This is a genomic window from Larsenimonas rhizosphaerae (assembly GCF_026240105.1).
Classification (GTDB): Bacteria; Pseudomonadota; Gammaproteobacteria; order Pseudomonadales; family Halomonadaceae; genus Larsenimonas; species Larsenimonas rhizosphaerae.
Genome location: NZ_JAPIVE010000001.1, coordinates 27285 through 49017, shown reverse-complemented (window position 1 = coordinate 49017; position 21733 = coordinate 27285). Strand labels below are relative to the sequence as shown.

The window sequence follows — 21733 nt, the reverse complement described above, 5'->3', positions numbered from 1 at the left end:
GCCCATGAAATCCATGACCCTGGCCGAAATCGCCCGGCTTGCCGGCGTCTCCCGAACCACCGCCAGTTACGTGGTTAACGGCAAGTCACGCCAATACCGTATCAGTGAGGAAACGGTACGCCGGGTGATGGATATTGTAGACATTCACCAGTATCGCGTGGATGCCCAGGCAGCTGCCCTGCGCCGGGGCGCAAGCAGAACGCTGGGATTTATTCTCCCGGACCTGGAAAACGCCAGTTACGCCCGACTGGCCAAGCGGCTGGAACAGGGGGCACGGGACGCCCACTACCAGTTGCTGATTGTAGGCTCCAATGACACGCCGGATACGGAAAGGGAGCTGGCCCGCTCACTCAAGGCCAGGCGCTGTGACGCCTTGATCGTGGCCTCGAGCCTGGCGCCGGATGATCGCTTCTACCACGAACTGATGGATCAGGACATGCCGGTCATTGCAGTGGATCGCGCCCTCGACCCGGAGCACTTTGTATGCGTGGTCAGCAATAACGGGTCGGCCGCCGAACAACTCACCCGCTCGGTGCTGACGCCCGATACCCGTCATGTGGCATGGCTTGATGCGGTGCCGGAGCTTTCCATCAGCGCCTCGCGCCGAGCCGGCTTTCGCCGGGCTCTGCCGAAGGGCGTCTGCCACATCAATGAAAGAAGCGGTGAGCACTACAACCGGCACATCGGCGCGCAGCTGATGGAGCGCATACTGAACCAGGACGGCCTGCCGGATGCGCTGATTACCGCGTCATATACGCTGCTTGATGGCGCCCTGGATGTACTGCTGTCCCACGACCAGGTCCCGGATATTCGCATTGCCACCTTTGGCGATGACCGACTGCTCGACTTTCTGCCCCTGCCGGTCAATTCGTTGCCCCAGCACCATGACCGCATTGCCGAGCTGACGCTGGACTGCGCCTTTCGTGCCATTGCCGGGGAATACACCCCGGGCCTTAATGTGGTCGAGCGTACGCTGAAGCGCCGGGATCAGGGCGCCTGAAGGTCCTGGTACATCACCAGTGCATCGACATACCCGTGACCCGGATGGTGAAAGGCACCCGGCAACCGGCCTACGATGTCGAAACCATGGCGCTGCCAGAGCCTGACGGCGCCTTCATTGGTCGATACCACGCAGTTGAACTGCATGGCCCGAAACCCATGTGACCGGGCCTGCTTCAGCGAGTGTTGGCACAATGTGGCCGCCACGCCCTGACCTCGCGCCTCGGGGGCCACGATATACCCGCAGTTACAGACGTGATCACCGCCTCCCCGGGCATTGGACCTGAGGTAGTAACAGCCCACCACCGTGCCTTCCTGTTCTGCGACCCAGCAGCCTTCCGCCAGTGTGAACCAGTAGTGCCAGGCCTCGTCGTCGGTCATGTCGCGAGGCAATGCATAGGTCTCACCCGTGGCCAGAATCGGCAAAAGAATGGCCAGTACGGCGTCACGGTCCTCGGCCGTGGTCGGCCGAAGGGTAAGGCCTGAACATCGACCGTGTTCCCATGTCATGGTTTGTCTCCCGTAAATACCTGCCATACTACGCTATAGCCCCGGAGATGTACCCGGCGACAGTTTCTCTACAACAAGGATGAGCGATGACAGGGTTTAGCGACAAGCTGACAGCACTGTTTGACAACAATCCCTTGATCAAGACCTCGGACATTGATCAGGACACGCTTGTCAGGCGGTATGGCCACCCGGATTCTCGTTACGCGTCCCTGCCGGACGGCAACCGGGTGCATTATCTGATTTCGGGCCCCGACGATGCACCAGTCATTGTTCTGATCCATGGACTGACCATGGATAACGCGGTATGGGAAACCTGGAGACCGGTACTTGCAGAGCAGTACCGCGTTATCGTGCTGGACCTGCCCGGCCATGGCTTGAGTACGGCTGCGCCGCGCTGGCAGGCTGACATCCCCCACCATGTCGAAGTGGTCCATCAGACCCTAAACCAGCTGACAGAGGCGCCCTTCACTCTGATCGGCCATTCCATGGGAGGCTGGATCAGCTGGCTTTATACACTGACTCACCCGAACAGGGTCACGGCACTCGGCCTGGTGGCCGCTGCAGGCTGGACCGACCAGCGCCGCCAGGCGCGTACGGCACAATCCTTCATGAACTTTGCCGGCAACGCGGTAGGACGCACCATCCTGCGCTACGCCAACGGCGATCGTTTCATCGAGGAAGGCATGAAGGCCACCTTCAGCCCTGATGCGCCGAGCGAGGACATGATTCGGCGTTATCAGGATATGCTGCACGGGCCGGGGCACCGGGAAACCCTGCTGTCGCTGGCAAAACACTGGGAAGGCAGCCCGAAGGCCGATGACACCGACTTCACGGCCATCACCTGCCCGGTGCTGATCATCAGTGGCGATTGCGATGGGCTGATCCCCACCGCCCATGCCTATGCGTTCGAGCGCAAGCTGAACAACCCCACGTTGATCATGTACCCGCGCACCGGGCATGTGCCGATGCTGGGCTGCCACCCACAATGTCTGGACGACACCCGGCGATGGCTTGATGAGGCAGTACCCGCTTCAGAGGTACCTGCCACCTCCCCGTAAAACCGCCAGCCCATGCCTACGCGTGGGCTGCCCATTCATGCACGGTGGCCTGAGCAATGCCCTCGCTGATCAGTGGGTCACGCGCAGCCTCTTCCTGCGCCATACTCAGCGTCTCGGCCTCCAGAATATAGGCGCCACCACGAACATCCTTGAACGGTCCGGCCAGTCCCAGCCGCTTTTCAGCACGAAGATCAGCCAGGAAGGCGCGGTGTGCCGTGATCATGTCGTCACTGACGTCAGTGTCACGAGACAGTACTACCAGAAAGGTGGCCATGTTCTTCATCCTCAGGTGATCAAACAAGTGATTTATAATAAAGCCCCGCGGGCTCTGCAGGCCCGTGAAGCGGTATGTGATAGCCCGGCAGTTTCCCGACACACTGCCACTGCCGTCCGTCCAGCATCTTCTCAAGGGTGACTGACGGTGCCAGGCACATCAGCAGCTGACAGCCATCGAAGCCGGCAAAGAGTTCAAGCATGGCCAGCAGCTGACCGGCGATAGCGCCCTCCTTCTCCGGCGCCTCGAGCAATGCCTCGACCCAGCCACGATGACGATTTCCCGGCACGTCATCACGCACCAGCTGTACGCAGCCGACCAGCCGCCCCTGATCCCGGGCACACCAGAGCGCCCGTCCCTGCCCCAGAGCCGGCATCACCTGTCGCACCCAGCCCTGTGATGCCTGCCAGGTCGCATCAAAAGGCCCGGCGTGGTTCTCGGCTGCCGCCCGGGCCAGCGCGGCCAGCTCATCGCACAGCTCCTCATCAAGCCGAGTCACCGGCAGACACAGTGCCATTGCATTTCTCCTGCTGCCATATTCTGTCGATTATATGTCGTCTGCCGAGATCAGGCCGGTCGCGCCAGGCTGACTGCACGCACAAGGGCCAGCACCTTCTGCCCCTCCCGAAGCGCCAGCGCTTCACAGGAGGCCGTGGAAATCAGAGCCCTCAGTACCTGCCCACCCACGGCCAGTGCCACCAGGGTAACCCCGGGCGTAGATGTGTGGTGGAGTCCGGTAACCCGACAGCCAAGCACGTTGCGAATACTGGTCTGCTCCGGGGGGGTAAGCGCCAGAGCAACATCCCGGGCACGAATCTGAATCTTGAGCACCGCTCCCGGTGACACGTTCAACGCCGGTACCTCAAGGCGCTGACCATCAGCCAGACGCAGCTCATTCAGATGACGGTCAGGGTCCACACGATGACATACGACCCTGAGCATGGCGCTGACATCGAATCCTCCGAGAAACGGCATCAGCTCAGGCCGTGCCAGCAGGGTATCCAGCGGGCCACTGGCCCTGACCTGCCCGTGCTGCATCAGCACCAGATCATCGGCCACGGCCAGCAGTTCCTGCGGGTCGTGGCTTACAAAGATCACCGGAATTTCAATATCACGTACCAGCGCGGCCAGATAGCCAAGCAGCTCCTGCTTGCGGTCCCCATCCAGACCGGTCAGTGGCTCATCCAGCAATAGCAGGCGTGGCCTGGTCAGCAGGGCACGCCCGATCGCTACCCGGCGCGCCTCCCCCCCTGACAGGCGTCCCGGCATACGGTCCAGAAGAGGCTCGATACCAAGTAGCCGGGCCATCCGCTGCAGGGCCGGTTCGTCACGGGCAGGCATGCCGTAGCACAGGTTTCCGCGCACACTGTAGTGCGGGAATAGTCGCGCCTCCTGAAACACCACTCCGAGCCGGCGTCGGTGTACCGGCACGAAAAGGCCGACGCGGGTATCCACCAGCACCTGGCCATCCAGCACGATCCGACCGGTGTCGGGGCGATCCAGCCCGGCCATCAGCCTTAAAAGCGTGGTCTTGCCGCTGCCGGAAGGGCCAAACAGCGCCGTCACGCCCCTGCCGTTCAGGGCAAGATCCACATCGAGACGAAACGCACCCTGCTCATGAGAAAGCGACAGCTCAAACATCACGCCCTCCCATGCGCCGGCGCGTACGACGTGCCAGCCCCTCGGAGGCCAGCAGAGAGACCATCGCCACCCCAATGGAGATAACACACAACCGGGCCGCTGCAGCGTCACTACCGGGCGACTGAATCAGGCTGTAAAGCGCCAGCGGCAGCGTGCGTGTTTCGCCGGGAATATTGGCTGCAAAGGTAATGGTCGCTCCGAACTCGCTCAGGGCCCGGGCAAAGGCCAGCGTCATGCCGGCCAGCAGGCCCGGCAGCGCCAATGGCAGTGTAATGGTCAGGAAAACGCGTCCTCGCGTAGCTCCCAGCGTCCGTGCAGCAGCTTCAAGCCGGGGATCAATCGCCTCGAACGACAGACGCACGGCCCGTACCAGCAGTGGAAAGGCCATCACGCCACCGGCCAGTGCCGCCCCTTGCCAGGTAAAGGGCAGGGTAATGCCGAACGTGGCCAGCCACTGCCCCAGCACCCCCTGACGGCCAAAGGACAGCAATAGCAGATACCCCACCACCACCGGCGGCAGCACCAGCGGCAGATGAACCAGCCCATCCACCAGCCCCTTGCCAACAAACTCGTAGCGCGCCAGTACCCAGGCCAGCACGATACCGGGAATCAGACTGGCCGCCACCGCCGTGCCCGCGACCTTGAGGCTCAGGGCAAGGGCTTCCCATTCAAGAGGCGTCAGCATGCCATGACATTACCGGTCATCGTCACCCGCCGGACTGAACCCGTAATCGGCAAGCACCTGCCCCGCCGCGTCGCCCTGCAACCACTGGTAAAATGCCTCGGTCGTGGCATCGGGTGTGCCGATTTCGGCCATCGGGTACGTAATGGCCGGATGGGAATCCGCCGGGAAGGTTCCTAAAAGACGTACCCTGCTGCTGGCCATGGCGTCGGTGGCATACACGATACCCAGCGGCGTTTCACCCCGCTCGACCAGCGCCAGCGCAGCACGGACATCGCTTGCTCGAGCAAGTCTGGGCTTGAGCGTATCCCATTGCCCTTCCGTCTGAAGGGCCTGTCGTGCATAGATACCGGCCGGAACATGATCCGGATCACCCACTGAAATACGCTCGCCCGGCTGCAGGTAATCGACCAGCGGATGCGCTGCATCCGGCGTCACGTCATCAAGCGTGGAAGCCTGTGGTGCAATCAGTACCAGGCTGTTGCGCAAGAGATCCCGTCGATCGGTCAGTGTCATGTCCTGCTGCCCAAGCCAGTCCATCCACTGTTCATTGGCCGACACGTAGATCTGCGCCGGCGCCCCGTTGGCGATCTGGCGCGCCACCGTCGAAGATGAGGCATATACCGGAACAACATCCACGTCGGGATGACTTTTTTCATACTGGCTGACCAGCGCGTTCATGGCATCGGTGAGTGACGCCGCCGCATAGACATGGACGGTGTTACCGGCCTGTGCCACGCCCGCCAGCCCCATGCCAGCCACAAGCCCTGCAGCCACCGCGAGAAAACCTGCCCGAAACATATGATTGTCCTGATTGAAATGTAACCTGCCTGGCTATCAGACAGTCATCTACCTTATGACACCATCAGCAAAACACAAGCAACGTGGCACACGACACATGTATACCCGGCTGAAAGACCTGAAGCATCAATGACGACCAGGGGCTTTAAGCCGCCATTACCGTGTCACCCCGGACATTGATGATGAACGTATCGAGACTGTCTTCATGTCGCGCCGGCCACATGCAGGGGTAAGGAAAAGAACTGGTAGCACCTTGATACAAAACGACCTGCACCGCATGCTACTGGCGACCGCACACCGGCAGCCCCAATGACCAGGGGTCGCCTCCTCACTGCACAGGAAGATTCTGCCATGATATATGCCGGCTTTCTCAAGCGAACTGCGGCACTGCTTATTGATATCTGTCTGCTGCTGGGGGCGTTCCAAGTAGTGTCGATGATGTTGCTGATCGCCCCTCTGGTGCTGTGGGAGGCCACGGCGCTCGAGAGCTGGATGGTCGAGGCCATCATGAACAGATCGTATCTTCTGCCGTTGGCTGGTCTGGTAGTGACCTGGCTTTATTACTCCTGTTCGGAAGCATCATCCCGTCAGGCAACCGCCGGAAAGACATTGATGAAGCTCCGGGTCAGCCGCCTTGATGGCACGCGCCCGGGATTTGGTCAGGCAACGATACGTCACTTCTCGAAATATCTGTCTGCCCTGTTGATGGCGGGCTTCATCATGGCGGCCTTCACCCGGCGAAAGCAGGCACTTCATGACCGCATCGCCCGCTGTGTGGTGAGTGAATACCAGAGTGCGAACGGCCCTCGAGAGGTGCCCTGACCCTGTCGGACACAAGGCTCCCAGCCTGCAACAAGGGGCGTGAACGCATACCGAATACCAGGACAGGTGCGCGCCATCAAGGGAAAACAACAATCGTTATCAACGCCTGCAAACAATGCGATACTGCCCGCTCATGGTTTCATCAGGGTGGTTCATGTCTGATTTTTCATCGCAGCTCAGCCGCCGCCGCGTCATGGGCTGGCTGAGCCTGGCACTGGGCAGTACCTGCCTTCCAGCCTGGGCCGGGCCGGACCTGGAACGCTCCATCTACCCAAGCATTGCCGACCGGGGTCACCCCGACTATCACTTCGACCGCCTGCAGGTTGACAGCACTGACATGCAGCGGCACTACAGTTTCTGGATCGCCACCCCACGCCGGGCACCGCCACCGGAAGGCCACCCCATCATTTATCTGCTCGATGGCAACGCTGCGCTGGATGATACGCCAGCATGGTTGTTGAACCGCATGGCCGCCGCCACGCCGCCGGTCATTGTTTATCTGGGGTATGCCACCGACAAGCGGTTCGACGTACGAGCACGCCAGGAAGATTACACCCCCTCACTGCCACAGCAGGGTATTTTCCAAAGCCATGGCCGGCCCAGTGGCGGCGTTGAAACCTTTATTGCCACGCTGGTCGGCACCTGGCTGCCCATGATCGAGCGGGCCGTGCCAATCAACAGCATGAACCGCTATTTCTGGGGCCATTCCTATGGCGGCCTGTGTGTGCTCTATACGATGATGACACGCCCATGGCTCATGAGCCATTTCATCGCGGCAAGCCCGAGTCTGGGCTGGAACGGGAATCAACTGGCCGGCATGGCACGTCAGTTCAGTGCCCCGGCAGGCTGTATTCCCGCGCTGTGGCTACTGCGTGGTGAAGAGGAAGGCCGGGAACGACCACGGCATATGCGCCCGGCAAAGCAGGACCAGCGCATCAGTATTGATGAGCTGGCCGCCCTGCTGGAGCAGCAGGACCCCGCCCTGTCTGTTGAGGTAGAGCATGTTGCCGGCCTGAGCCATGGCCCGATGTTCACTCACTCCCTGCACAGGGCCATGGCACGTGCAGCCGGACTTGATGCCCCGGCCGCACGCCCGGCGGTTCAGCCTGTCACATAGCCATTGATATCAGCGGCACGAACATGCTCGATGCCCGCCTTGTCCGCTCGCGCCAGCAGACGCTCGAACCAGGCCTGCACCGTGTCATCCTCATCAAGCAACACATGCCGGCCGGTAATGTGACCCCACATCAGCATGCCGAATGCCAGATAATCACCGGCGCCCGGCCCTTCTCCATCGATAAAGGGGCTGTCTGCCAGCAGTGCGCGCAGCGGTGACAACGCCTGGTGCAACCTTTCCTTGCCGGCCTCCAGGTCCTGCACCTCTTCCAGCCGGTTTCCCAGCCTCGCCTCACGGCTTTCACGGAAATAGGCCTGATCCTCTGGCGTCAGCACATCATGCACGTCGGCAATCACGCAGGTCATGATGGCAGGCGCCAGCTGGGTTTCACTCCAGTGTCGAATGAAATCAAGGCGGGCCCGGGCCTGACCGGTGCCGATCAACGGGTGTTCAGGATAGGTGCGATCCAGGTATTTCATGATTTCGAGACTGTCACTGACCACCGTCCCATCCTCATCCTCCAGCACCGGCACCTTGCGTGCCTGGGGCGGCTCCTGGCCTGAAAACGCCAGTGCGTCCTTTTCGCAGAAATGCCAGGGCACACTCTCGAACGGCAGCTGCTTGTGCACCAGGGCCATGATGACGCGCCAGCAGAAGGGAGAAAAGCGCAGACGTTCATCAGCACCACATAATTCATAAAGTCGGCGTGGCATGGCAGGCTCCTTGAGGTCATGCAAAGTGTGAGTCGTGCAAGCCCCATAGCCTGGCCCCAACGATCAGGACGCGCAACCAGCCGCGTCCCGACCCGTCTGGCGTGACGACTAAAGAATCATTGCAGCGACCCACCCGAACAGCAGAAGCGGGATGTTGTAGTGAAGAAACGTCGGAACGACCGAATCCCAGATATGATCATGCTGGCCATCGGCATTGAGGCCGGAGGTAGGACCCAGGGTAGAGTCCGAGGCCGGTGAGCCGGCATCGCCCAGCGCCGCTGCCGTACCTACCAGAGCGATGGTCGCCAGCGGAGAGAACCCGAAATCAACCGCCAGGGGTACATAGATGGAGGCGATGATCGGGATCGTAGAAAATGAAGAACCAATGCCCATGGTAATGAACAGACCAACCACCAGCATCACCAGCGCGGCCAGCATCTGACTGTTGCCGATCAACGAGCGCGAGCTTTCAACCAGCGTATTGATTTCGCCGGTGGCCTGCATGACGCTGGCAAAGCCGGCTGCGGTAATCATGATGAACCCGATCAGGGTCATCAGGCGCATACCTTCGGTAACCACATCATCCTGCTCACGCCAGCGAAATACACCACTGACCGACAGGATGGCGAACCCGAGCAGACCACCGAGCACCATGGAATCGGTCAGCAGCTGCGTCGACAGGGCCGCCACGATGGCCAGCCCCAGCACCCCATACTGCCAGGGCTTGAGCGGCGCCAGATCGCGACGCTCACGCTCGCTGACCACATCGTCACGCGAGGCAACATGCCCGACGCCCACCGACTGCATGGTGTATTCCCGTGGCTTTCGGTAACTCACGAATACCGCAACAAGAAGTCCGACCAGCATGCCGCTGATCGGCAGAGCCATCGCCTTCGGCACCATGTCTGCGGTCAACTCGAGCCCCAGCGCCTGACCGGCATTATTGAGGTTCGACAACAGAATATCGTTGAGAAAGATGGCACCGAAACCGACCGGCAGCAGCATGTAAGGCGCCGTGACGCCGAAGGTAATGACGCAGGCCACCAGCCGGCGATCAAGCTTCAGACGGTTCATCGCCATCAGCAATGGCGGCACCAGGATGGGGATGAAGGCAATATGCACCGGGATCACGTTCTGAGAGCAGACCGCAGCCACCAGCAGTACGCCGATCATTGACCATTTCACGGTGCGGCCGGCACGGGAATGACGCACGCTGTCGTGGCTCTGGCCCTGCAAACGGCCAATCAACCGGCGGGCAATGGCTTCGGTCAGCCCGGAGCGGGACAGGGCCACGGCAAAGGCACCGAGCGTTGCATAAGACAGCGCGACCTGCGCTCCTCCACCCAGCCCGCTGTTGAACGCATCCAGGATATCGCCCAGCGACATCCCGCTGTAAAGCCCTCCGACCAGAGCAGCCACAACCAAAGCAAATACCACGGAGACGCGGGCCAGGCTCAGCGCCACCATGACCAGAATCGAGAGGACAATGGCGTTCATCGATATTCCGAAAAAGTGAGTGAATCCAGGCCCATCGCGGGCCGGTGATGCCCGTTTTCAGGGCCGCGCGCACTCTATCACATACACGGAAGCCCCTCACCCCGGAGCGAAACACCTGCTGACAGCCATGCCTTGCAAGGATAGCGCTGCGAGGATGCAAAGGATTCGCTATCCTTGGGGCAACGTTGCCTTCGGGCACCCTCTTCAATCATCAAGGAAAGCTGAATGTCCATCGAGGACCTCCATCTTAATCTCTGTAACCTGAGCTCCGAGGATTACAACGGCCTGAAAGTGCTGATGGATGCCGTCTACAACGACATCGGCGGCGCCTGGCCCAGGGAAACCATCGACAAGCTGATCAGTGAATTCCCTGACGGCCAGCTGGCCATCAAGGATGGCGATCGCATTATCGGGGTCGCCCTGACGGTGCTGGTGGATTACGACACGTTCTCCAACCCGCACAAGTACGATGACCTGATCGGTACGCGCGAAGTCATTCTGCACAACAAGGAAGGTGACGCCCTGTACGGGCTGGATGTCCTGATCGACCCGGCCTACCGTGGCTATCGCCTCGGACGACGCCTTTATGAAGCGCGCAAGGATCTGTGCCGCTCCATGAATCTGCGCGCCATTCTGGCCGGCGGGCGTATTCCCAATTACTACCTGCATGCCAATGACCTGTCACCGACCGAGTATCTGGACAAGGTCTCCCGCAAGGAAATTCACGACCCGATCCTGTCGTTCCAGCTGGCCAACGACTTCCTGGTCAAGCGGTTGCTGCGCAAGTATCTGCCGGAAGACGAACGGTCGATGGGGTATGCCACCCTGCTTGAGTGGAACAACATCCTGTTTGAACCCGCCGAACGCGTGCTGCAGTCCCGCAAGAGTCAGGTACGTGTCGGTGCGGTTCAGTGGCAGATGCGTGAGTTTGCCTCGGTGGAACAGGTGCTCCAGCAGGTCGAATTCTATGTGGACGCCATTGCCGACTACCAAAGTGATTTCGCTGTACTGCCGGAGCTGTTCAATACGCCACTGATGGGACTGACGGATCAGACCAACCAGGTCGAAGCCATCCAGTTTCTGGCCGGCTTCACCGAGCGCTTCAAGACTGAAATCTCGCGCATGGCGGTGTCCTACAACATCAACATCGTGGCCGGCTCGATGGTTGAGCACGGCGAGGACGGCAGACTCTACAACGTCTCCTACCTCTGTCACCGGGATGGCGAAATCGAAAAACAGGCCAAGCTGCACATTACACCGCAGGAGCGCCGTGACTGGGTGGTCGATGGCGGTGATCAGCTGCAGGTCTTCGAGACCGATGCCGGCCGGGTAGGCATCCTGATCTGCTACGACGTCGAATTCCCCGAATTGCCGCGCCTGCTCGCCGAGCAGGACATGGATATCCTGTTTGTACCGTTCTGGACCGATACCAAGAACAGCTACCTGCGGGTACGCCACTGCGCTCAGGCGCGGGCGATCGAAAACGAGTGTTATGTCGTGGTCTGTGGCAGTGTCGGCAACGTGCCATCGATCGAGAACCTGGACATCCAGTATGCCCAGTCAGCGGTATTTTCACCGTCGGACTTCTCGTTCCCTCACGATGCGGTACTGTCGGAAACCACGCCCAATACCGAAATGGTCATGTTCTCGGACCTTGACCTCAAGCGCCTCAAGATCGTACGCAGCGAAGGCTCGGTAACCAACCTGAAGGATCGCCGCAAGGATCTATTCGACCTGCGCTGGCGCGACTGGTCCTGGAAATCCAGCTGAGCCCATCAGCGAGGGAGGCAACATGCAGTGGCTGGCCGCCTGGCAACGGAAACGATTTCTGAAGCGCCATCCATTGCCGGAAGCGGCCTGGCGGGACGTTCTGTCTCGCCTGCCGGTGACCTCCTGCCTTGACGCTGCTGCACGTCAGCGCCTGATGATGCGTGGCTGGCAGCGGCTTCATCACCTGGCCTTTCACTTTCCCGAACCACTCACCTGGACACTGGAAGATCAGCTGAGTGTGGCTGCCCATATCGAGCTGATCACGCTGTACTGGCCTGACAGCCAGGCACGCTGGCCTGACGTCCACGATATTGTCGTGGTGCCCGATGCCTTCAGACGACATCTGGTTGAAACGGATACTGCCGGCGTTATTCATGAGCATGATGACGAACGGATCGGTGAGACGTCCTCCCGTGGCCCGGTGGTTCTCTCGATGAACGACATGCAGGCTGACCGCCATCATGCCGGCGTCAATGTGATCATTCATGAGTTCATCCACAAGCTCGACATGCAAAACGATGGCGTAGCCAACGGCTTCCCTCCACTTCATGGTGACATCAGCTCACGCCGATGGCATGCCACCTTTACACGGGTCTGGCAGGATCTAACCGACCATGTCGCACGCGGCGCCCCCACGCCCATCAACGAATACGCCGCCACCGATCCGGCTGAATGTCTGGCCGTATGCTGTGAATACTTCTTTACGGCACCAGGCCGATTGAAAGCTACCTATCCGGAGCTTCATGCACTGCTGGTGGAGTACTTCAGGCAGGATCCGGGCCAGAAACGGACAACCCAGCACCCCGGCGCAGACGGTTACAACGCACGCCCGTCACAGCCGGCTTCAAGATAGCCCCAAAGCCTGTCCACCATGGGTGCAGGAGCACGGCCGGCCATGCGCGTCAGCCAGAACCCCTGCTGCGCGCGGACCCGTACTGAAAAGGGTGCAACCAGCTCGGGGGCCAGCTGATCAAGCCAGCGAGTATGTGTAAGCGCGATGCCGGCGCCATGACGGGCAAGATCAAGCGCCATGGCCTGATGGTCACAGCCCAGACGTCGACTGGTTTCAAGCACACCTCGAACCTTTGCTCCAGTCAGCCAGGCCGGCCAGCCCGTATCAAAACCGGCCACATGAATCAGTGTGTGATGGGCAAGCCCGGTGGGGTCGTGATCAAGCCTCTGAGCCAATAACGGCGTGCATACAGGTATCAGTTCATCAATGCCCAGCGCATGCGCTCTCAGACCGGGCCATTGGCCATTGCCATAACGAATTTCAAGGTCGACCCCGGATGCCTCGAAGTCCTGCGCCTGAATGGCCGTGACAATACGCACCGGCGAGACAATGCCTTCCTGTGACAGCCAACCGGCCAGCAACGGAGCCAACCAGTAGCGCTGCACCAACGGAGTAGCCCTGATGGTAAGGGGGACGTTGTTCGGCTCACCAAATACCTCGGCGGTGCCCTCACGCAACCGCTGAAAGCCAGCCTGCACGCAGGGCAGCCAGGCAAGTCCCGCATCCGTCAGATCAAGTCCACTGGCATGACGTACAAACAATGGCTCGCCCAGCCGGTCTTCAAGTAATCTGATACGCTGGCTGATCGCTGATTGGGACACACATAATTCATCACCGGCAGCAGTAAAACTCATCAGCCGAGCCGCCGCTTCAAATGCCTGTAGCCAGGCCAGGGGAGGAAGCAAATTCAGGGCACTCCTGCGTCGGTCAAGGGGAACTCTCCGGAAAAACAGCCATCACAGCCATGACGTTTTGCATCAGGCACCGTATCATGAGCCCGCCCTCGCATCAGGCGGGGGCCTTGTAAGCATTCAAGGAGAAGGACGCCATGCCACGCAGGCTCTGGCTTATCATCGGTCTTCTTGCCCTGCTGCTGGCCCTGGGAGGCCTGTGGCAATGGCTTGCCATGGGTGATGTACTGACCCCCGGCAACCTGCGGCAACTGCTGGCCAGCACACTGGTACTGCGCGAGACCATCTGGGCTCCCCTGGCCCTGATGGCACTGTATGTGGTGGCCTCGCTGGTGGTGTTCCCACTGACCGTGCTGGTAGGGGCAACCGGCTTGATCTTCGGCTCTTGGTGGGGGCTGGCCTACGCGTTGGCAGGCACCATGCTGGCGTCTGCCGTGACCTATTACGCCGGACGACGACTCGGGCGTGATGCTCTCATCAGCCATGGCGGCGAGCGGGTCAACAAACTGGCCAACGGGCTGGCCAACCGTGGTATCCGTACCATGATCGTGTTCAACCTGCTGCCGCTGGCACCCTTTACCCTGACCAACATGCTGGCCGGAGCCTGCCGTCTCCGCTTCGGTGCCTACATGATCGGCTCATTCATCGGTATCGTGCCCGGGCTGGCAGCGGTCACGATTGCCGGCAGCCAGCTGGGCAGCCTGATACATAGCAATAGCCGGGATGGCCTGTGGATATCGATCGCCGTCATTGCCATGGCAGTGGCCCTGCTGGCCCTGCTGGGCCACCTGGCGCGACGGCGTCAGGCCGCCTGAAGCTATTTATTGCCCGTAACGGCCTGATCGGCGGGCGATGGGGCGCCACCTTGCGGGTCGTCAGGGTCATCGCGGCGGTCCCAGAACACCTCCTTCAACACCGCACCGCGATGGCGGAGGATATGCCACTCGGCATCGAACCGGCTGGTCACACTGTCCCAGAAGGTGGGATCAGCATGCTTGGGAGTCACCTCATTGCCGGCCTGTTCGATCAGTCGTGAATAAAGTGCCAGACAGCGTTCGGCGCATACACGTGCGTCAAAATGCTGAGCACTGTCCAGTGCGCCACGGGTCAGCCGGACATAGTCTTCCTGGCGGCTGACCTTGACCAGCGCATCTGCCATCGCCGCTTCATTCTCATCAGGCAGCAGCAGGCCGTTTACCTCGTTACGCACCACCTCACGCACGCCGGGCGCATCCAGTGCCACCACAGGCAGCCCTGCCGCCATGGCTTCTGCTACCACCATGCCCTGGGTTTCACTGTGAGAGGCAAAGACAAAACTGTTCATGGCGTGATAGGCATCCACCAGAGACTGACCACTCAACACACCAGTGAAATGAACTCGCTCGCTGACACCCTGCTGACGAGCAATGTTGACCATGGCCTCGGCCTCATCCCCGTCCCCGACCACCATAAAGTGCGCGTCGGGACGCGCCTTGAGGAACCGGCATACGGCGCGTGTCATGAACATCAGGTTTTTCTCTCGCGCCAGACGCCCGACATGGCCCACCACGTGCGTGTGTTCATCAATACCGAAGTGATGACGCCAGATACTCGCATCACCCGAGGCAAACCGTTCGGTATATACACCGCTGGGCAACACTTCAATCGGCGTACCGACATCACGCTTGTCGAGGATGTCACGCACGCTCTCACTCGGCACGATCACCGTATCGCACAACTCGGCGTAGCATGACGCCAGTGCCACGGCAAAGCGCTTTATGGCCGGCGAATTGCTGGGAAAATAATGAATGTAGCGCTCATAGAGCGTGTGGTGCGTAAACACCAGCGGCACGCTTAACCGCTGAGCCAGCCGGGCTGCTGCGTCTCCCAGCAAAAAGGGATGATGTGCATGGATGATATCCGGTCCGAACGCCTCTACGGCATCCACCACCTGGCTTGTCATGAACATGGGGAAGGAAAACTGTGTGCCATTGAAGCGCTGAAAGGACGGCACTCTAAGCACGTTATCCTCGTGCGGCGACTGGCCTTCAATATTGGGCGCAATGACCAGCACACGATGCCCAAGCACCTCGAACTGCTCCACGAACCGTTGCACCGATTCGCTGACACCACCAACGATGGGGCGATAGGTGTTGGTAAAAACAAGAATATTCAACCCGCAACCTCCTGCTTCACCGAGAAAATCCATGAAGCGTTTCTGTTCTGCGCCATCCCTGACGCCCGTTCAGCAGCCGAGCAGCTACCCGGATATCCATCCTTGAGCAAGGACAATACATGCTGCCGGCCAGTGTACCGCGTAACACGTACGTCGTCCTCATTAGCCAGGCTGGCCCCAGGCCCTCAAATTGATGATTTGCATCTGAATACGGGGCTGATCACCCTGTTACTCCGTTTAAAAATCAGGTGATGGCCATGAACAACCGTAGCGCGCAGCATCCTCGCCGCCCCGTCATGAAAGAACATGCAGACCATGAGCAGGCTCCGGCACCCTGCCATGCCAGCCTAAACAATGAGGTAGTGACCATATACTTTGACGATGACCAGACCGGGCAATGGCCACTCGTATGGCTACGAGATCACTGCCCCTGTGATACCTGTCGTCACGTGCATTCTCATGAGCGTCTCTTTTCCCTGCTGGATGCCGATATTGGTACGCCGTCACTGACGCTTGTACCCGACATGTATCAGTTGACAATCAACTGGCCGGATGGGCATCGAAGTGCCCTTGACACCGGGTGGCTCTATCAGCGCCGCCCGGGACAGCATGACTTTCTACCGGCGCTACCTGCCGCGAGGCCCTGGCGGCTCCCCTTCTCTCCCCGAAGGATCACCCATGAAACGCTCATGGCAGAACGCGACCGTGGCCAGGGCGCTGGAGAACGACAGTGGCTTCAGGCATTGATGCGCGATGGCCTTGTTCTGCTTGACCAGGGGCCCACTACCCCAGATGAAGTTATTCGTTTCGCTACTCACATCGGGCCTCTGAGGGATACCAATTTTGGAGCGCGTTTTGACGTGGTATCAAAGCCGACCCCCAATAACGCCGCTTATACTGCACTGGAACTTGAACTGCATATTGACCTCCCCAACTGGCACCAGCCACCGGACATCCAGTTGCTTTACTGCCTTGAAAATGACGCACAAGGCGGCGACTCCACGTTTGCAGATGGCTACGCCGTGGCAGAAGATCTGCGAATTCATGCCCCAGAAGCATTCAGGCGCCTGGCCGACACCCCCATCGACTTTCGCTTTCAGGACAGTGAGCAGGACATCACCTTTCGTGCCCCCGTCATTGGCGTCGATCATCAAGACAAGGTTACCGAGATCCGCTTCAACAACTGGATTCGCGATGCGCTTGGCCTGCCCCTGGAAGAGATCACTCTCTGGTATGAGGCCTACCTCGCCTTCTGGCAGCGCCTGAAAAACCCGCTGTTCCGACATGAACTCGCGCTGGCACCGGGACAAATGATCGCCTTTGATAACCGACGCGTGCTGCACGGTCGATCGGCCTTCAACCCCGAGACGGGTAGAAGACATCTACAAGGCTGCTATCTGGACCGGGACATGATTCACTCCCGCTTTCGAGTTCTCTCCAGAGCATGTGAACACACGCGGTAATACTCATGATCCTGGCCCTGCCACGCAAATGCACTATGCTTGTGAGGCCGAGGGCCCCCATAGAGAGGCCGGTTCAATGAACTCACATCGCAAAAAGGATTTTGACCGATGACCACCATTTTCGAGGAATTGCGTGCTGACCATGACAAGCAGCGCACCCTGCTGGATCTTCTGACAAAAACGGAAGGTGACAGCGAAGGCCGGCGCGAATTGTTCCAACAGGTCAAGGACGCTCTTCATCACCATGAGACGGCTGAAGAGCGGCACTTTTACAGCCCGTTGATGGAATATGATACCGGCGTCGACAAATCTCGGCACGGCATCGCTGAACACCATGAGATGGACGAGCTCATGGAACTGATGGATTCCACCGACCTGAGCTCATCAGCGTGGCTTGGTTACGCCAAAAAGCTTCAGGACATGGCACTCCATCACTTCGAAGATGAAGAAAATCACTATTTCATCTCGGCAGGCCAGAAATTCAGCGATTCGGAAAAGACCACACTTGCGACCCGGTATCGCGAAGAAATGGAACGACTTGACAAGTAACCCCCTCCCCCGCCAACCATGACGAGGGAGTTCCCGGCACCTCAAGGTGCCGGGAAAACGTATTGCATGAAGACCAGATCCAGCCAGCGACCGAACTTCATGCCAACCTGCGGCAACCGCCCTGACTCGCTGAACCCGAGCCGCTCATGCAGGCGAATCGATCCCGGGTTACCGGCATCGATGCCTGCCACCATTACGTGAATTCCCTGATCTGCTGCCCGAACCATCAACGCCTTCATCAATGTACTGCCGATGCCGTTGCCCTGCCGGCCCTCTGCCACATACACCGAATGCTCTACGGTACGCGCAAAGCCATCATGTGGCCGCCATGGCCCATACGTGGCATAACCCAGGCAGTGTCCGCCACTACGCGCAACCAGCACGGGGTAGCCAGCGTCAACTCGTTCTCTTAACCAGTGCCAACGGTTGGCCTCATCGACTTCCGTGAAATTCCAGATCGCCGTGGTTTCTCGCACCGCCTGGTTATAAATGGCAACAATCGCCTGCAGGTCCTGCTCGCCGGCGTCAACAATCTCGATCTCCACTACAGGTTCTCCTGTCTGCCCATTGCCTGACACGCGCAGGTGTCTGTTCCCCCCTACACTGTAAACGTTTTCATCTACCCGGGAGAATACTCATGGCAAGGCAGCGCATTGCGGTTATCGCCGGTGACGGCATAGGTCAGGAAGTCATGCCGGAGGGACTTCGCGTCATGAAGGCTGCAGCAGACCGATTCAACCTTTCCCTGTCATTCGAGCACTTCGATTTTGCCAGCTGTGACTACTACGAGCAGCACGGCCGCATGATGCCGGAAGACTGGAAGTCACGCCTGGAAGGGTTCGATGCCCTCTACTTCGGGGCGGTAGGCATGCCCGAGCGGGTGCCGGATCATGTCTCACTGTGGGGGTCACTGCTTCAGTTTCGCCGCCATTTTGATCAGTACATCAATCTACGCCCCTGCCGCCTTCTTCAGGGCGTTACCAGCCCATTGGCCAACCGCGCACCGGGGGATATCGACTTCATGGTAGTGCGTGAAAATACCGAGGGTGAGTACTCGAGCATCGGTGGGCGCATGTATGAGGGCACAGATCGGGAGCTGGCCATTCAGGAAACCGTCATGAGCCGCCACGGCATTGATCGAGCCCTCAGGTTTGCCTTTGAGCTTGCCTCCACTCGGCCAAAACGCAGCCTGACCTCGGCAACAAAATCCAATGGCATATCGATCACGATGCCCTACTGGGATGAACGCGTGAATGCCATGGCAACCCACTACCCGGACATTACCGTCGACAGCTTTCATATCGACATTCTGACGGCCCGCTTCGTGATGCATCCGGACATGTTCGATGTGGTCGTCGCCAGCAACCTGTTCGGCGATATCCTGTCGGATCTTGGGCCGGCCTGCGCCGGCACCATTGGCATCGCGCCGTCAGCCAACCTCAATCCCGAACGTCGATTTCCCTCCCTGTTCGAGCCGGTCCATGGCAGCGCACCGGATATCTTCGGTCAGAACATTGCCAATCCGGTCGGTCAGATCTGGTCCGGTGCCATGATGCTTGACCACCTGGGACACGCCGAGGCGGCCGATGCCGTGGTCAAGGCCTTCGAGGCGGTACTTGCCCAGGCAGATTCAGCGGTAATCACTCCGGATCTCGGTGGACAGGGCACCACCGAAACCCTTGGCAGGGCCATTGCCGACCGGCTCGTGTAGACCGGTTGCTTTCGAAACGCCCTTGCGCCATGCTGGCGCGCCTCACTTCGGCAAGGACGAATTCATGAAAAGGACATTGGTAGCGCTGGGCGCCGCAGCACTGACACTGACACTTGCAGGCTGTGACAAGAGCCCAGGCAAGGATGAAGTGACCCAGGCAATGAACAACACCCTGAGCCGTCAGATCGAGCAGCTCAAGGGAATTGCACAACAGATGGGTGATGGCGGTGAACGCCTCAAGGACCTGACATACGATGTCCAGATCGATGACGTGAAGGACTGTGGCCATCCGGCACCTAAAAAGGATGCGAAGAAGGGTGACACCCCCACGGATGACGAGTCCATCTGGTCCTGCCATGTAACCGGCAAGGTCGTTGTCGATGGCAAGGCGCAGGCCATTGATGATGACGTTGTGCTGTATAAGAATGACAAGGATGAGTGGCTGGCACGCTAGGCTTCTTTCCTGTCATCAAAAAAGCCCCGCCAGGCCAATGCCTGACGGGGCTTTTTACCGTGGCGACATTCAGGGAAGTTTGAAACGCCCGATTTCCTGATTCATGTGAAGCGCCTGGTCCTGCAATGACGAGGCTGCTGCTGCGGCCTCCTCCACCAGCGCCGCATTTTGCTGCGTCACCTGATCCATCTGACTGACAGCAGTATTGACCTGCTCGATCCCACGGGTCTGCTCCGAGGCAGCCGCCGAAATCTCGCTCATGAGATCCGACACACGCTGAACGGATACCAGCATCTCGCTCATGACCTCGTCGGCATTGGTGACCATCGCCGACCCCTCATTGATTTCCTTGGTCGATGCTGCGATCAGTTCTCGAATTTCCTTGGAAGCCCTGGCACTTCGCCCTGCAAGCTCACGCACTTCACCCGCCACGACTGCAAAGCCACGCCCCTGCTCACCGGCACGCGCCGCCTCCACAGAAGCATTGAGCGCCAGCAGGTTGGTCTGAAACGCAATGCTGTCAATCATGGCGGTAATTTCGGCAATCTTTTTGGAACCGTCGCTGATGCTCGACATCTTGACGACCACATCCTTGACCACACTGCTGCCGCGCATGGATGTCTGAGAGGCTTCACTGGCCAGCTGGCTGGCCTGGCGGGCACTGTCGGCACTGTGTTTTACCGTGGCCGTGATCTCTTCCATGCTGGCTGCCGTCTCTTCAAGCGAAGCCGCCTGCTGCTCCGTGCGCGAAGACAGATCGATATTGCCCGAGGCGATTTCACGTGCTCCCGTGTCTACCGCCTCACTTGAAGTACGGATGTGGCGAAGGGTTTCACTGAGCTGATCACGCATGTACATGATGTTGAAGATCAGGCTGGAGTTATCGCCTTTTGCCAGGGGCAATGAGGCGGTCAGATCGCCGTCGGCAACACGCTTGACCAGATCGGCAGCCTCGTTGGGCTCCCCTCCCAGACTCCGCGAAATCTGACGAATCAAAATGCCCATGACCAGTGATACAACCGCACCGACAACCAGCAGAATCAGAAAGTAGCTGATCAGGTTATGCAGAAAAATGGTCTGAACATCATCAACATAAATGCCGGCTGCAATATAGGCGTCCCAGGGCGCAAAGTAACTCACGTAGCTGACCTTCTGGCGGAAGGCATCCTCGGCGGTAGCCCCCTTGGAGACATACTCTACATAACCGGCACCATTGGCCTTGGCGACCTTGATCAGCTCAAGATACACCGACTTGCCCTGCGGGTCGGTATAGCTCGCCATCGACGAGCCTGCATCGCGCCGTGGATGGCTCAGTATGTTGGCCTGGCTGTTGAAGGTAAACACATAATTGTCTGCCTCCGCCCCGAATCGCATGGTGTTGATGATGCCAAAGGCTTCCGCCTGGGCCTGAGCCTGGGTCATCGCACCACTTTCCTGGCGGGCATACATCGCATTCACGGCGCCAGATGCCATGCTGACCACGTTTTTCAGGCCGTTTTCGCGCTCCTTGAACATTTCGGCCCGACTTTCGAGTGCCAGGCTGACTACAATGGCAATCATGCCGACCCACATCAGCCCCAGCCCCAGCCAAAGCTTGGTGCGGATGGTCAGGGGCTTGCCACGGCGTTTGAGGCTCAGGGGCTTACGCTTGCTGCGCGAAGCCCGTTGGATACTGCTATCTTCATGATCGAAGGTATGAGATGTCATAAACAGGTTCCGAGAAGTAGCGTTCATGGTCGTCATGGCCTGTGCCAGACAATGACTGATTCGTCGTTTGTGCTGAAACGATTATCGGCGGATCGATTTAAAGCTT

At 59.4% G+C, this 21733-nt stretch carries 23 protein-coding genes; 11 read left to right on the top strand and 12 right to left on the bottom strand.

The window, feature by feature from the left end:
- The first annotated feature begins 13 nt into the window (after positions 1-13).
- Positions 14-1000, top strand: a complete 987-nt coding sequence (cra, locus tag OQ287_RS00225) for a catabolite repressor/activator (protein WP_265895881.1) — start codon at positions 14-16, stop codon at positions 998-1000.
- Here cra and OQ287_RS00220 read toward each other — a convergent pair.
- Positions 988-1509, bottom strand: coding sequence for a GNAT family N-acetyltransferase (locus tag OQ287_RS00220; RefSeq protein ID WP_250935804.1), 522 nt, complete (start codon positions 1507-1509; stop codon positions 988-990). The two genes, cra and OQ287_RS00220, sit on opposite strands and share 13 nt — an antisense overlap.
- Before the next feature lie 86 nt (positions 1510-1595).
- Between OQ287_RS00220 and OQ287_RS00215 the strand changes: the two genes are divergently transcribed.
- Entirely contained in the window at positions 1596-2567 is a 972-nt protein-coding gene (locus OQ287_RS00215) for an alpha/beta fold hydrolase (protein WP_265895183.1), read from the top strand.
- Between the two features lie 16 nt (positions 2568-2583).
- Here the strand turns inward: OQ287_RS00215 and OQ287_RS00210 are convergent, their stop codons facing one another.
- Genes OQ287_RS00210 through modA form a run of 5 tightly spaced genes read right to left on the bottom strand, consistent with a single transcriptional unit; the run spans position 2584 to position 5965 of the window.
- Positions 2584-2841 (bottom strand): YciI family protein, encoded by a 258-nt coding sequence (locus OQ287_RS00210; protein ID WP_250935802.1) that lies wholly within the window; start codon positions 2839-2841, stop codon positions 2584-2586.
- 19 nt (positions 2842-2860) lie between these two features.
- Positions 2861-3358 (bottom strand): hypothetical protein, encoded by a 498-nt coding sequence (locus tag OQ287_RS00205; protein WP_265895182.1) that lies wholly within the window; start codon positions 3356-3358, stop codon positions 2861-2863.
- Between the two features lie 50 nt (positions 3359-3408).
- On the bottom strand, positions 3409-4482 hold the full coding sequence (gene modC, locus OQ287_RS00200; RefSeq protein WP_265895181.1) for a molybdenum ABC transporter ATP-binding protein: 1074 nt from the start codon (positions 4480-4482) through the stop codon (positions 3409-3411).
- The gene (modB, locus tag OQ287_RS00195; RefSeq protein ID WP_250935799.1) at positions 4475-5167 is read right to left on the bottom strand and encodes a molybdate ABC transporter permease subunit; all 693 of its coding nucleotides are present in this window, start codon (positions 5165-5167) and stop codon (positions 4475-4477) included. Before modB ends, modC begins: the two co-directional genes overlap by 8 nt.
- Positions 5168-5176: 9 nt before the next feature.
- Positions 5177-5965, bottom strand: a complete 789-nt coding sequence (gene modA, locus OQ287_RS00190; protein ID WP_265895180.1) for a molybdate ABC transporter substrate-binding protein — start codon at positions 5963-5965, stop codon at positions 5177-5179.
- A gap of 351 nt (positions 5966-6316) precedes the next feature.
- Between modA and OQ287_RS00185 the strand changes: the two genes are divergently transcribed.
- Both OQ287_RS00185 and OQ287_RS00180 read left to right on the top strand, forming a co-directional pair.
- A complete protein-coding gene (locus OQ287_RS00185; protein ID WP_265895179.1) occupies positions 6317-6787 on the top strand; it encodes an RDD family protein in 471 nt (156 codons plus the stop codon).
- A gap of 154 nt (positions 6788-6941) precedes the next feature.
- Positions 6942-7904, top strand: a complete 963-nt coding sequence (locus OQ287_RS00180; RefSeq protein ID WP_265895178.1) for an alpha/beta hydrolase — start codon at positions 6942-6944, stop codon at positions 7902-7904.
- On the opposite strand, the gene OQ287_RS00175 is transcribed toward OQ287_RS00180, so the two are convergent.
- Complete coding sequence (locus tag OQ287_RS00175) at positions 7889-8617, bottom strand: glutathione S-transferase N-terminal domain-containing protein (RefSeq protein ID WP_250935792.1); 729 nt, start codon at positions 8615-8617, stop codon at positions 7889-7891. The two genes, OQ287_RS00180 and OQ287_RS00175, sit on opposite strands and share 16 nt — an antisense overlap.
- A 108-nt stretch (positions 8618-8725) precedes the next feature.
- A complete protein-coding gene (locus OQ287_RS00170; protein ID WP_265895176.1) occupies positions 8726-10114 on the bottom strand; it encodes a Na+/H+ antiporter family protein in 1389 nt (462 codons plus the stop codon).
- A 225-nt stretch (positions 10115-10339) separates the two neighbouring features.
- On the opposite strand from OQ287_RS00170, the gene OQ287_RS00165 reads away from it, so the two are divergent.
- Together OQ287_RS00165 and OQ287_RS00160 are read left to right on the top strand one after the other, a co-directional pair.
- Positions 10340-11884: a carbon-nitrogen hydrolase family protein gene (locus tag OQ287_RS00165; protein WP_250935787.1), complete on the top strand. Its 1545-nt coding sequence runs from the start codon at positions 10340-10342 to the stop codon at positions 11882-11884.
- A gap of 22 nt (positions 11885-11906) precedes the next feature.
- Positions 11907-12737 (top strand): M90 family metallopeptidase, encoded by an 831-nt coding sequence (locus OQ287_RS00160; protein ID WP_265895175.1) that lies wholly within the window; start codon positions 11907-11909, stop codon positions 12735-12737.
- Here OQ287_RS00160 and OQ287_RS00155 read toward each other — a convergent pair.
- On the bottom strand, positions 12701-13582 hold the full coding sequence (locus OQ287_RS00155; RefSeq protein WP_265895174.1) for a LysR family transcriptional regulator: 882 nt from the start codon (positions 13580-13582) through the stop codon (positions 12701-12703). The two genes, OQ287_RS00160 and OQ287_RS00155, sit on opposite strands and share 37 nt — an antisense overlap.
- A gap of 143 nt (positions 13583-13725) precedes the next feature.
- On the opposite strand from OQ287_RS00155, the gene OQ287_RS00150 reads away from it, so the two are divergent.
- The gene (locus tag OQ287_RS00150) at positions 13726-14403 is read left to right on the top strand and encodes a TVP38/TMEM64 family protein (RefSeq protein ID WP_250935780.1); all 678 of its coding nucleotides are present in this window, start codon (positions 13726-13728) and stop codon (positions 14401-14403) included.
- A 2-nt stretch (positions 14404-14405) separates the two neighbouring features.
- Here OQ287_RS00150 and OQ287_RS00145 read toward each other — a convergent pair whose 3' ends face one another.
- Positions 14406-15743: a glycosyltransferase gene (locus OQ287_RS00145; RefSeq protein ID WP_265895171.1), complete on the bottom strand. Its 1338-nt coding sequence runs from the start codon at positions 15741-15743 to the stop codon at positions 14406-14408.
- Between the two features lie 257 nt (positions 15744-16000).
- Here OQ287_RS00145 and OQ287_RS00140 point away from each other — a divergent pair, with 257 nt between their 5' ends.
- Positions 16001-17206, top strand: a complete 1206-nt coding sequence (locus tag OQ287_RS00140; RefSeq protein WP_265895169.1) for a TauD/TfdA family dioxygenase — start codon at positions 16001-16003, stop codon at positions 17204-17206.
- A 108-nt stretch (positions 17207-17314) separates the two neighbouring features.
- Positions 17315-17755, top strand: a complete 441-nt coding sequence (locus OQ287_RS00135) for a hemerythrin domain-containing protein (protein ID WP_250935774.1) — start codon at positions 17315-17317, stop codon at positions 17753-17755.
- Between the two features lie 41 nt (positions 17756-17796).
- Here OQ287_RS00135 and OQ287_RS00130 read toward each other — a convergent pair whose 3' ends face one another.
- Positions 17797-18300, bottom strand: a complete 504-nt coding sequence (locus OQ287_RS00130; protein WP_265895167.1) for a GNAT family N-acetyltransferase — start codon at positions 18298-18300, stop codon at positions 17797-17799.
- Between the two features lie 92 nt (positions 18301-18392).
- Between OQ287_RS00130 and OQ287_RS00125 the strand changes: the two genes are divergently transcribed.
- Positions 18393-19466, top strand: coding sequence for a tartrate dehydrogenase (locus tag OQ287_RS00125; protein ID WP_265895166.1), 1074 nt, complete (start codon positions 18393-18395; stop codon positions 19464-19466).
- Between the two features lie 64 nt (positions 19467-19530).
- Positions 19531-19920 carry a hypothetical protein gene (locus OQ287_RS00120; RefSeq protein ID WP_250935767.1) on the top strand — a complete coding sequence of 130 codons (390 nt, stop codon included), beginning with the start codon at positions 19531-19533 and terminating at the stop codon, positions 19918-19920.
- 69 nt (positions 19921-19989) lie between these two features.
- Here the strand turns inward: OQ287_RS00120 and OQ287_RS15270 are convergent, their stop codons facing one another.
- A complete protein-coding gene (locus OQ287_RS15270) occupies positions 19990-21627 on the bottom strand; it encodes a methyl-accepting chemotaxis protein (RefSeq protein WP_322974076.1) in 1638 nt (545 codons plus the stop codon).
- Positions 21628-21733: the final 106 nt, after the last annotated feature.